This is a genomic window from Marinobacterium sp. MBR-111 (genome assembly GCF_040547585.1).
Lineage (GTDB): Bacteria > Pseudomonadota > Gammaproteobacteria > Pseudomonadales > Balneatricaceae > Marinobacterium > Marinobacterium iners.
In genome coordinates this window covers 1-11,602 of the sequence record NZ_JBEPQA010000043.1, presented here as the reverse complement: position 1 = coordinate 11,602, position 11,602 = coordinate 1, and the positions used below count along the sequence as shown (strand labels likewise).

10 protein-coding genes and 1 pseudogene are annotated in these 11,602 nt (G+C 56.3%); 10 read left to right on the top strand and 1 reads right to left on the bottom strand.

The genetic code is table 11. The features are described 5' to 3' along the window. Positions 1 to 635 precede the first annotated feature (635 nt). The 8 genes and pseudogenes from ABIE61_RS17830 (at position 636) to ABIE61_RS17795 (ending at position 6,471) form a co-directional block, all read left to right on the top strand. Positions 636 to 974 carry a hypothetical protein gene (locus tag ABIE61_RS17830; protein ID WP_354412016.1) on the top strand — a complete coding sequence of 113 codons (339 nt, stop codon included), beginning with the start codon at positions 636 to 638 and terminating at the stop codon, positions 972 to 974. 94 nt (positions 975 to 1,068) lie between these two features. Further along, the gene (locus tag ABIE61_RS17825; protein ID WP_354412013.1) at positions 1,069 to 2,187 is read left to right on the top strand and encodes a YqaJ viral recombinase family nuclease; all 1,119 of its coding nucleotides are present in this window, start codon (positions 1,069 to 1,071) and stop codon (positions 2,185 to 2,187) included. Between the two features lie 103 nt (positions 2,188 to 2,290). Then, a pseudogene (locus tag ABIE61_RS17820) lies at positions 2,291 to 3,163 on the top strand (recombination directionality factor); the annotation flags it as partial. A 426-nt stretch (positions 3,164 to 3,589) separates the two neighbouring features. Beyond that, entirely contained in the window at positions 3,590 to 4,417 is an 828-nt protein-coding gene (locus ABIE61_RS17815; RefSeq protein WP_354412007.1) for a DUF932 domain-containing protein, read from the top strand. An 18-nt stretch (positions 4,418 to 4,435) separates the two neighbouring features. Continuing rightward, on the top strand, positions 4,436 to 4,930 hold the full coding sequence (gene radC / locus ABIE61_RS17810) for a RadC family protein (protein WP_502915075.1): 495 nt from the start codon (positions 4,436 to 4,438) through the stop codon (positions 4,928 to 4,930). 137 nt (positions 4,931 to 5,067) lie between these two features. Further along, positions 5,068 to 5,952, top strand: coding sequence for an Rpn family recombination-promoting nuclease/putative transposase (locus ABIE61_RS17805; protein WP_354412004.1), 885 nt, complete (start codon positions 5,068 to 5,070; stop codon positions 5,950 to 5,952). 42 nt (positions 5,953 to 5,994) lie between these two features. Continuing rightward, the gene (locus ABIE61_RS17800) at positions 5,995 to 6,228 is read left to right on the top strand and encodes an RpnC/YadD family protein (protein WP_354412001.1); all 234 of its coding nucleotides are present in this window, start codon (positions 5,995 to 5,997) and stop codon (positions 6,226 to 6,228) included. Between the two features lie 12 nt (positions 6,229 to 6,240). Next, positions 6,241 to 6,471 (top strand): RpnC/YadD family protein, encoded by a 231-nt coding sequence (locus ABIE61_RS17795; RefSeq protein WP_354411999.1) that lies wholly within the window; start codon positions 6,241 to 6,243, stop codon positions 6,469 to 6,471. A 24-nt stretch (positions 6,472 to 6,495) separates the two neighbouring features. Here ABIE61_RS17795 and ABIE61_RS17790 read toward each other — a convergent pair whose 3' ends face one another. Further along, on the bottom strand, positions 6,496 to 7,710 hold the full coding sequence (locus tag ABIE61_RS17790) for a tyrosine-type recombinase/integrase (RefSeq protein WP_354411996.1): 1,215 nt from the start codon (positions 7,708 to 7,710) through the stop codon (positions 6,496 to 6,498). Positions 7,711 to 7,798: 88 nt separating this feature from the next. Here ABIE61_RS17790 and ABIE61_RS17785 point away from each other — a divergent pair, with 88 nt between their 5' ends. Both ABIE61_RS17785 and ABIE61_RS17780 read left to right on the top strand, forming a co-directional pair. Continuing rightward, positions 7,799 to 8,116 carry a helix-turn-helix domain-containing protein gene (locus tag ABIE61_RS17785; protein WP_206836789.1) on the top strand — a complete coding sequence of 106 codons (318 nt, stop codon included), beginning with the start codon at positions 7,799 to 7,801 and terminating at the stop codon, positions 8,114 to 8,116. Positions 8,117 to 8,397: 281 nt separating this feature from the next. Next, a partial coding sequence (locus tag ABIE61_RS17780) for a VWA domain-containing protein (RefSeq protein WP_354411993.1) occupies positions 8,398 to 11,602 on the top strand: 3,205 nt, incomplete at its 3' end.

Sequence of the window (11,602 nt, the reverse complement as noted above, 5' to 3'; positions counted from 1 at the left end):
CCCGATAGCATTCAGAGCAAAAAAACGTCGGAGAAGACGGTGAATGATGCTGCAGTAGCGCAGACGCGGCGGCAGAATCCGGATAAGATCGAGCGATGTTAAAGAATGTGGTTATATTCAATGCGGTGGCACGGCAATAGCAGATGAAGTCACTGATTCAGGTCTTTGGGAAGAGATCAGGCTATGACCTGTTTGAATCTGGGGGAGTGGTAGAGGGATGGGTTATATCCATTGATACGTAATGGGTTATATGGGATGGATGTTGGTTATGCGGAATAGATCTATGTGTTGGTTATATATACTACTTTTTCCGTCATTCCGACCTTGCCAAAAACCCCCGTCCCATCGAGGTTTGCCCACAGGCACACCCCCGGAAACATTGACCCTCGATTTCAGAAATAAAATCATTTTGGGTTCGGGGATAACTCAGTGGGTGATCACCACGCTCACTGTATTCCACTGCCCGATTATTTTTTACACGCACTGCGTTCTTAGCCCGGATACCGCACTGAATCGACGCCGCATCCAGCTGTTGGCACTGGCAGATTCAACCAAATCTCAAACCTATATCACCGACCTGGATACACCCCGAGGTGCGTCCGCTCAACGCAGGGTTCTTGCCCAGGAGGTGATAGATGACAACGACATGCCCGGTCTGTGCATCAGACCGTATTCTGCCCCGTCGTATGGGGCGTAAAGCCGGAACCGTGACCGGCATCGCAGCAGGCACGGCCAGTGGCATCGCAGGTGCGCTCAGTGGCGCAGGCGGCGGTGCTGTAACCGGTTTGCAGCTAGGCCGGATCGCTGGCCCGCCCGGTATGGCCTTGGGCACCCTGTCCGGTGCGCTGATCGGTGGACTCATTGGGGGTGCAGCCGGTGGCGTGACCGGTGCCCAGATCGGTGATGAGCTGGATCGTCGGGTGCTGGATAACTGTGAGTGCCTGAACTGCGGCCACACCTTTCGACGCGACTAACCGCCCCCTTTTTGACTGACTACTGGTTATCCCCAGGCATTGCTCCGGCGGTATGCCGGGGCCTTATGCCGTTACGGGACATAGGAGAATGATGATGAATACACAACACACCGCGACTCAACCGACCGCTCTGGCGCTGCCTGCGCCTCACAGTGCCCTGACGGATACAGCCATGAAGAACGCACAGGCCGAGGCGCTGCAGGGGCTGGTCTCCAATAAGCGCCGCCATGCTCAGGCGCACCGTCTGGTGGATACCCGTCAGCTGGATCGGGATACTTGGCTGGCCGTGCGTCAGACCGGCATTGGCAGTTCGGATGCGGCGGCTGCCGTTGGACTCAATCCCTATAAATCCCAGCTGGAGCTGTGGATGGAGAAGACCGGTCGGCTGGTGCATGCCGCTCAGTCGGATGGGCTCGCTGAACAGCCTGACGATGACGATAACAGCCCGCTGTTCTGGGGCACGGTACTGGAGCCCATCGTGGCCGAGCACTATGCTAAGCGCACCGGCTTCAAGGTGCGCCGTGTCAATGCGGTGCTGCAGCACCCAACTCATGCCTGGATGCTGGCCAATCTGGACCGTGAAGTGGTCGGTTGCGATGAAGTGCAGGTACTGGAGTGCAAAACCGCAGGCATCAATGGCGCTAAGCTGTGGAAGAACGGCGTGCCGGAGTATGTACAGCTGCAGGTGATGCACCAGTTGGCCGTCACCGGTCAGCAGGCGGCGGATGTGGCCGTGCTGGTCGGAGGCCATGAGCTGAGGATCTTCCGTCTGGAGCGGGATGAGGCGTTGATTGAGCGGCTGATCCAGCTGGAAGCCGCGTTCTGGCGTCACGTTACCGAGGATACCCCACCCCCGGCGGATGCCAGTGACTCAGCGGACCGTGCGTTGCGGGCACTGTTCCCGGAGGATGACCATGAGGTACTGGACTTCACCGAACAACCGGAGCTGTCCGAGGTGTTTGAGCAGCTGCTGGTGGTGCGCTCGGTACTGGACGATGCCAAACGCGATGAAGCCCAGTTGAAGCATCAGCTGCAGCAGGCAATGGGCACGGCCAGTGAGGCTCAGTTCTCGCAGGGCCGCATTACCTGGAAGAAGAGCACTGACAGCCGCGTGGTGGATCTGGCACGGCTGAAGAAGGATGAACCGGAGTTGGTGCAGCAGTACCTGACGGTGAAGCCCGGCAGTCGTCGGTTTGTGGTGCATGGGCGTTGAGGCCCGTGTTTCTTTATCGCTTTCAAAATCCATTCAAAACCAATCGATTAAGCCCTATGCCCGCCTCGGAGGCATGGGGCTTTTGTCTATCTGGAGGTACCCCATGTTAAAAGGTCTCGCCATTACCCCGCCCATTCTGGGGCGGATCGCCATCGGTAAGGTGGTGGAGAAGGACGGCAAACGCCTGCCACAGAAAGATGATCAGTTTACCCTGACCTCGCAGATCCAGACCCGCGAAGGCTGGTTGCACCACCCGCTGGATGAACAGATGCGTGAAGGCCAAGGTGGCAAGCTGCGCCGCATCCCGATCCGGTTGCTGTTCAATGACCCGGATCTCAACCTGAGGGCGGAGTATTCCCTGTTTGATCGCACTACGGCCAGGCCGCTGTGCGTGGGGGATGGGGAGCAGTGCCGTCGCCGGACCCGTGAAGGGATGCAGACGCTGCCGTGCCCTGGCCCCGACAGCTGCGAGCTGGCTCAGGGCGGACGCTGTAAGCCCTATGCCCGGCTCAACGTGGTGATCGGAGATGAAGACCCCTTGGGGACGTTTATCTTCCGTACCACCGGGTTCAACTCCATTCGCACCCTGGCCGCACGGCTGCAGTACTTCAAGGCGGTCTCCGGTAACCGGCTGGCCTGTATGCCGCTGGAGTTAAGGCTGCGGGGCAAGTCCACCCGTCAGAGTCACGGTACGCCCATCTACTACGTGGATATCACCCTGCGCGAAGGCATGGATCTGGAGGAAGCCCTGGCCAGTGCGCACGACATGGCCCTGGATCGGGATGAAGTGGGGTTTGATCAGAAGGCCTTGGATCGCGTGGCCAAGCAGGGCTTTGCCAACGGGCTGTTTGAAGAGCAGGAGGAGGATGTCGCCGCCGTGGTGGATGAGTTTTATCCACAGTTTGAGGCTCATAGCCCTAACCAAGCCGCGTCTGGCCAGCTCAGTGCCACCGGAACGTTGAGCGATAAGCTGGCTCAACGCTCCCATCGACTGACCCGCAAGCCTGCGCCCTTTGAGGATGGAGATGTGGGTACGGGTCAGCCTGTAACGGCTGACGCTGAGGCTCAGGCCGAAGCAACGGTAGTAACAGACACTCAGCAGAACCAGAACACTGCAGCCAATACCGAAACTAATGTGGATGCCTCTGCCATCGAAGCCTCACTGCAGGCGGATATTGCTCAGGCCTCCCGCCTGGCCAAACGTGCCCGTCAGTCAGGGGTGAGCAAGGCGCGTCCGACCGCTCATTGATCAAGCCACTATCCCTTGCCGTGCTGAACGCTTGGGTACCACAACGGCACAACGGCGCTTCCATTCATCTTTCGCTTTCACAACCACTCTCAATCACCCTGCCGGTATCGCTGCCCTGCGGGGTGGCGGTGCCTGCAGGTCTGGAGGTTTATCATGATGACGCACTCCCATGCGGGCACCCTGTCCCGTGATCAACTCTACCGTCAGGCTCCGGCCATCTTTGCCCAGGCACCGGATGATGCTGTCTCTGACCGCTATGGCTTTGTACCCACCATTGAGGTGGTGGATGCCCTGCAGGCTGAAGGTTGGTATCCGGTCAGGGCACAGCAGACCCGTGTGCGCGATCCTGAGCGCCGGGATACCACCCGCCATCTGGTGCGGTTCCGCCAAGACCCACAACGCCAGATCACGGTGGGCGACAGTATTGCAGAACTGGTACTGACCAACAGCCATGACCGCTCTGCCGCCTATCAGTTGGATCTGGGACTGTTCCGACTGATCTGCAGCAACGGCATGGTGACACCGGTAGGCGATATGGGCGGTATCCGGGTACGCCACGGCAAGCAGGTGGTGGATCAGATCCTGGACGGCTCCCTGGCCTTGGTGGACGAAGTCCCCAACCTGGCCGGTACCGTCGAGCGCTTCCAGTCCCTGCGGTTAAGCCCGGAAGAGTCCCGCCTGTTCGCACAATCCGCTCTGACCCTGCGGTACGGGGAAGACTGGCGTCAGGTCAGCCCCATTCAACCGGATCGCCTGCTGGATGCCCGTCGCGCGGAAGACCGGGATCAGAACCTGTGGCGGGTGTTCAATCGCACCCAGGAAAACCTGCTCAAAGGCGGACTGACGGGGCGTTCGGCATCCGGGCGTCATACCCGCACCCGTGCCATCACCTCCGTCACCGAGGATGTGCGCCTCAACCGCGCACTCTGGCAGCTGACCGAGCACTTTGCCGCACTCAAAGGACAGGCCCGTGTGGCCTGAAGAAAGGAGAATACACTGATGACACCCCAACTGATCGCCGGGGAACGCCCCGGTACCTATCTCGTCCCCAGCGCTGTAACCGACGCAGAGTTGATGCACCTGGCCAGAATGCTGGCCCGTCGTCGCCTGCGTAAAGGCCGTGCGCTGGATAAGCCCGATACGGTGTTCAACGCCCTGCAGACTCTGCTGATGGAGTATGAGCACGAGGTGTTTGGCATGCTGATGCTGGATAACCGTCACCGCATCATCGGGTTCCGGGAGCTGTTCCGGGGCACCATCGATGCGGCCAGCGTGTATCCACGGGAAGTGATCAAAGAGGCACTGGCACACAACGCGGCGGCCGTGATCCTGGTGCACAACCACCCGTCGGGCAGTCCAGAGCCGAGCCAGGCGGATCGGCGCATTACCGCTCGGCTGCAGCAGGCCCTGAGCACGGTGGAGATCCGGCTGCTGGATCACGTCATCGTCGGGCATGAAGGCACCTGCTCCTTTGCAGAAAAGGGGTTGATTTGAAAACCCCCGGTCGTCGTGTTCGCCTTGTGCGAGCACGGCGGCCACTGCGTCCTGTTATTATTTTTTTACACAGCGGGCACTATCCTATGACACGCAGCGTGTGTGGTAGACTGGTCAGTAATCAGACAGGAGTAGCCATGACCGATTTACTCGACCCAACCAACGACTATGTGTTCAAGCGCTTGTTTGCAGAAGCACCGGATCTGCTGGTGGATCTGATCAATGACCTGCGCCCGGATTTACCGAACATCGAATCGGTTGAGATCCTGAACCCGAACATTGAAGCGAGCGAGTTGACGGGCAAATACATCATCCTGGATGTGCTGGCAAAAGATGGTGAGGGCCATTGCTATAATGTAGAGATCCAGGTGCGCCGCTATGATGCCTGGCACAAGCGAGGGCTGTTTTACCTGGCTCGCATGCTGGGCACCCAGCTGAGTGCCGGTGAAGACTACGAAGAGCTGCGTGCTTCGGTTGGACTTCACCTGCTGGACTTCGACCTCTTTACCGAGACAGAATCTCAGCGGCAGCAAGCCATCTGGCGATTTGAAATGCGGGATGAACGCTTGCCTGATGTATCGCTCGGGAACGTTTTACAGATGAACCTGGTCGAACTGAATAAAGCGGATCGCTTGGGATTACCCGAAGGTCCGTTACGTGCGTGGGTGACGTTTTTTAAGCACTGGCAGGAGGAGTTGATCATGGCCAAAGTGGCACACGAACCGGTCAAGAAAGCGATGAGTCGCATCAAGCAACTCAGTGCGGATGAAGAGACACGCCGCCTGGCATTCGTGCGTGAACGTGCACTGCGGGATGAGGTGTCGTTGTTGAACGATGCTGAAAAGCGTGGCCGGATGGAAGGAGAGTCACGACTTCTGCGCAAGATGATCGAGATAAAATTCGGTGCTCTCCCAGAGTGGGCTGAATTGGTGCTCCAGTCTGCAGACTCGCAGCTGATTGATCAATGGGCTGAGTCGATCCTGACAGCTGAGAGCCTGGAAGTCCTGCTGGGCAAACACTGACCCCCAAGGCACTGGAGCGCAGCGGCATAGAAGGTACATGACATGTTGGCTGAACGTACAAAAAAGTGGCCTGAGCAGTGGGAACAGCGAGGGATTCAGAAGGGTCGGATGCAAAACATGCGTGAGACGGCTCTTACTCTGCTGGAATTGAAATTCGGCCCCTTACCTGACTGGGCTACTCAGATGATCGATCAAGCAGACGCTACCAAACTGGATGCCTGGATTAAAGGTGTTCTGACGGCTGAGGGCCTGGAAGCCTTGCTGGGTAAGCACTGATCAGGGCACGACATGTTGGCTGAACGTATAAAAAAGTGGCCTGAGCAGTGGGAACAGCGGGGAATTCAGAAGGGTCGGATAGAAGGACGCATGGAAGGCCGGGTGGAAGGCCGGATAGAAACTATGCGTGAGACGGCACTCAATCTGATCAACATGAATATCCTGACCGATGCCCAGATCGCCCAAGCTTCTGGTTTGACAGAGGCCGAGGTCAAGGCATTACGCACTGAAGCCAGGTACTGAGCCCGGTGGGGCTGGAGTGCTCGACTAACGAGCCTCCAGCAGCGCGACTTGAGAAGCGCGGTTTGGCATCATGGTAGACAGTGACGGCAGTGACCGGGTGGCGGTATCGGCCGCTGCAATCAGCGAGTCCTGCGTCAGGTGAGCATATCGCTGAGTGGTTTTGACCTGGGTATGCCCCAAAATATTCTGCACTTCATACAGACTGCGCCCTGAGTTAATCAGGAAGCTGGCAAAGCTGTGTCGCAGGTCATGTAGCCTCAACTCCGGCATCCCGGCACGCTTACGTGCCACATCCCACGAGTTAAAGATGTTGTTGTACGGCTTCAGTGTCTTGGGGTTTGGGAACAGCCACTCGCAGCCGGGTATACGCAGCTGCTCCACGGCATTCAACATCTCCAGCAATCCATCTGAAATCGGAATGTAGCGTGTCGTCCCGGTTTTATTGAACTCCACCGTCCAGATACGCCGCTCCAGATCCAGATCCTTCCAGCGCGCCGTTAACACCTCACCCTTGCGGGCACCGGTCAGCAAGAGCATGGCCACAATCCATTTAAGCTGAGGGTTGCGTGACCGTGTGATCGTCTCAAACAGGCGTGCAGCCTCCTCCGATGTTAAGTAACGCTCCCGCTTATTATTTTCCACAAACAGATCGATACCGGCCGTCGGGTTGCGAGTTGCCCCAGCGGTCTCCCAGCGCATGGCGCAGTTAAAAATATAACGGCACAGCACAATGAGCCGGTTGGTGGAGCTGGGCTTGTGCGTTTGACGGTTGACGTTGAACAGATCCACTAAATGACGCCGCGTAATCTCATCCAGATGCAGAGCACCGATGGCGGGCAGGATGTGCTTGTTCAGCAGGCAGACATCCGTTCTCCACGAGCGCTTATAGGCTTTGATATGGGGCAGATAAGACTGCTCCACGAACTGAGTAAAGGTCGGGACCTCCTTCAGCGTTTTTTTCTGTTCAAAGGGATCAATACCCATTGCCAGTGTCGTCAGTCGCTCCGTTGCGAGCTGACGAGCATCCGCCAGGCTCAACCGATCGGCAGCGCCTAGCTTTTTCTCTTGTGTTTTACCCCGGACATCCTGATAACGCAGGTAATAGGTACGCCGTCCAGATTTGAGGGCTTTGAACACCAATCCGGGTATTTTGGTATCGAAATAGTCGACTTTGGATTTGTCGGCCGGGCATAAGTTGCTACTCTGTACGAACTGTTGTGTAAGGTTGCGCTTTGGCATAGCGAATACTCCTTTCATGTTTCGTAATCGCTACTAAAAGTAGCGATATGTATTTAATAGTTCTTTTATCGGCTTGGAGTCAAGCTTTATGGATGAAAAAGTACGTTTTGCGATGGCGATGCGGATAGGGCGTGCCGCGTTGGGCATGAGTCAGCAAGAGTTCGCGGACATGCTGGGGGTGGCCAAGTCGACGATTGCACGCAATGAAACACTGGAGATGGTGATGCGTGCAGAGACACTGACCGCCATGATTCGTGCCTTGCGCGAACGGGGTGTCGATATCGATATACTGGGCAGTGATGATGTGCTGGATGTTCAGGTGAGAGAGGCGGCGGTAGAAACCTTGAAGGGTCGCCTGGAGGATGAGAGCCGTCGTCGCAGTGACCGAAAGCGCCCTCTGAACTGAAGGGACGAAGAGAGGCTAGTGCTGCTGAGTGCGCTGGAATTGATCTGAAATGAAGAAACTGTGAAGAAAAATAAATGCTGGAGGCAGGGGGCTGCAGGGCGCGTCAGATAAGCGATCCTGAAGGTATTAGATCGATTCTGTTGGGTGCGGATCGACTCGGAAAAATAGACATAGCGTAGAAAACTTACAAAAAGAGCTATTGATATCGATAACGCGGCTTTATAAACAAGATCTTACCTAAAAGCGCTATTTGGTCGCTGACTGAAATTCGCACGATTGAAGTGCTGGATGACACCATCCCGACGCAGACACTGACCTACTGGGGCAACCCGGAAACAGGCGAAGGCGTACCGGCCGGTCAGGTGTGGGACACCGTTAGTGATTACCTGTTCACTGCGGCAAACATGTCTGATGACGTGTTTAACGTGATCAACGACAGCCTTGATCGTATCAGCACTATCACCATTGCAGGCAGTGAAGACGGTTTGCAGGGCGGTATGGGTGATCAGTTCAATAACACTGGCGATGCGACCTCCGGCGGTGACGCTGACACCGGCTTCGACACCGGCAAGGAAGGTGATTACACCGGTAACTACCAGATCCGTGTAACCCTGCAGGATGGCACCGTCGCTGAAGCGGTTGTCTCCCTGACTCAGGAACAGTTCGAGTACCTGAACGGCCTGCTGTTTGATGCCAATGGCAATTCTCGTCTGTTCGAGAAAGAAGTGGCGTACATGGTCGACAGCGGTGTTGACGATGCAGACGGTAACGACATCCTCGTGCCGGCCGTTATCGAAGGCGGCACCCTGATCACGGACTACCCGATCATCCTGACCCCGACTCAGAACAACGGCGGTACCGAAGAGATCGGTAAAACCTCTGCTGCGGATGACTTCATCGTTGCAGGCCGTCTGGACCTGCTGCACGGTGCCTACATCGACGGTGGTAAGGGCAACAATACTCTGGAAATCGACGCCAAAGGCTACTACGCTCAGCCGAAAGAGCTGTTGAACATCCAGACGATCAACATCGAAAACCTGCCCAACGTCTACACCGACGTAAATGGCGATAGCACCTACCCGGATCTGTCAGGTGACGGCTCCAACAACTCTACCATCGACCTGTCCCGTGCCGTTGATCTTGAAAAGCTGACCATCACCGAATCCGATTTTGACGGTGTTGATGAAGCGGATCTGGGTACGCTGACAATTGCCGGTGTTCGCAACGGCGCGCTGACCCGCTTCGAAGGCGAGTTCAGCCAGAACGTGACCGTTCACTACGGCGAAGGCCTGACCGGTGAGCTGAACATCGAGCTGGCAATCGGTGATGTTAATGCCGATATCAACCTGCTGCACAACGCCTCGACCCTGAATATCGATTCTCAGGGTACCGAGAACCACATGCATCAGTTCTTCGCAGGCGGCACTTTGAGCCACCTGAACATCAGCGGCGAAGCAATCTTCTCCGTTGAAGAGAACATGGCGGCTGGTTTCAATACCGATCGTCCGGCTGTGATCGATGCCTCTGCCAACACCGGCGGTGTGGATCTGACCATTGATGGCCACGATGATGAAGTGATCTTCACCGGTACCGCTGAAGCGGATGACCAGTTCCAGGCCAACAGCAATGGCAAGGCTGTCACCATCAATGCGGGTAATGGCGACAACGAACTCACCGCCGAAAGCGGCGAAGTTGTTACCATCACTGCGGGCGACGGTGCCAACACCATCCGTGTTGATGGCAGCGACACTGTCTCTGTGACCGCGGGTAATGGCGGCAACATGGTTAGCGCTGCAAACGTTGATGATGTGACCATCACAACCGGTGAAGGCGCTGATGTTATTACGGCCAGCGCTGGTGAAATCATCATCAACTCTCAGGGTGGTGATGATGTTGTTACGGTTGCGGGTCGTGAAGGTAGTGAAGCATCAGGGGTAACGGCTTCTCCGAACTTGGTGTTGGTGTTGGACGATTCAGGCTCAATGAGCAATGGTCAGACGCCCGCACCTATCGTCGCACAGGCTGCGGCTGTTGCGGAGCTGTTTGATCAGTTGCCTGACGATACTGCTGTGTATCTGGTTGCGGATTTGGGCTCAGGCACACAGCCGGCCGATGCTTGGGTCACTAAGGCACAGGCACTCGCAGTCGTTAATACAATGCAGGCCCAGGGTTACTGGAATACAGCTGGTTTTATTGCTGAAGTACAGACTGCGTTTGGTGATCAGACGGGTACGTACAATGTAGGTGGCGCCAATGAGGTGGTATTCATCACAGATGGCGGCAACAGTGTTCCAAATGAGCAGGCGTGGATCGACTTCCTCGTAGCCAATGATGTGCGCGCAAATGTCTTGGGCATTGGTGCAAATGATCAGAGTGATATTGATGTTATCAATAGCATGGCTTACGACGGTCGCGCTAACGCCGACTTGGATGGCATTGTTGCACCGACCACTGCCGAGCTGAGCGGTCTGCTCGAAGACCTGGGGCGTGATATTGCTGTATTGAACGGCAATGGTGCCAAAGTCAATATTGACCTGGGCGAAGGCAATAACGTTCTTGTGTTGGGTAACGCAGATGGTCTGGCACAAGGCCTTGTTGCCTACGAAGGCTCCAGCATTACCGGTGAAAACATCACCATGGTGGTCAATGCTGACAGTGATCTGCGTGCAGCAACACTGAATGGCATCACCAGCGTTGTACTGGATAATGGCGATGTGGGCAGTGTAGATAACGCCAAGCTGACCCTGACCGCCGAGCAGTTCCTGGCCATCGGTGCTGAGAACTTCAGTGTTGAAGGTTCTATCTTCCACACCTACGCGCAAGTTGAAATCATCGTCACCGATGACATCTCCCTGACTGACCTGGGCGTTGACAACCTGTCGCGTAATATTGACCTGATCCTGGAAGTACAGGACGGCGTCACCCTGGAAATGACAGCTGAACAGCTGCACACCCGCGTGGCTCCGCAGGGCATCACGCTGGCTGACGACGGCAACACCGACCTGGCTGCTGGTAATGTTGTGATTACCGGTGCTGCAGGCGTGTTTGACCCGTTCAACACCAGCGACACGATCAAAACCAACATCGACGGTAACGTCTACTACGGTGGTTCACTGTCTGACGACTTCAAGGTCGGCGACCAGTGGTTCAACGTAAGCTTCTCCGGCGAAACCGGCTACGATGAAGACGGTAATGAAATCGTGGGTTACGACCGTCCGGCTGACGTACCGGCTGAAGTCGTGTACAAGATCAACACCGGTACTGGCAGCAACAGTGTAACCGATGATGGTCTGACAACCTGGCACACCAACCTGGAAATCACCGGTGCACGTGATATCACCTTCACAGGCCCGATCCAGCTGGGCGAAGTGCAGGGTGACTCAGAAAACACCTTCACCATCGACTTCTCTGAACTCGAAGGCGTTGTCAGCGGCATGACCATTGACCACTTCGAACAGTTGGCTCAGGGTGGTGCGATCTACGGTA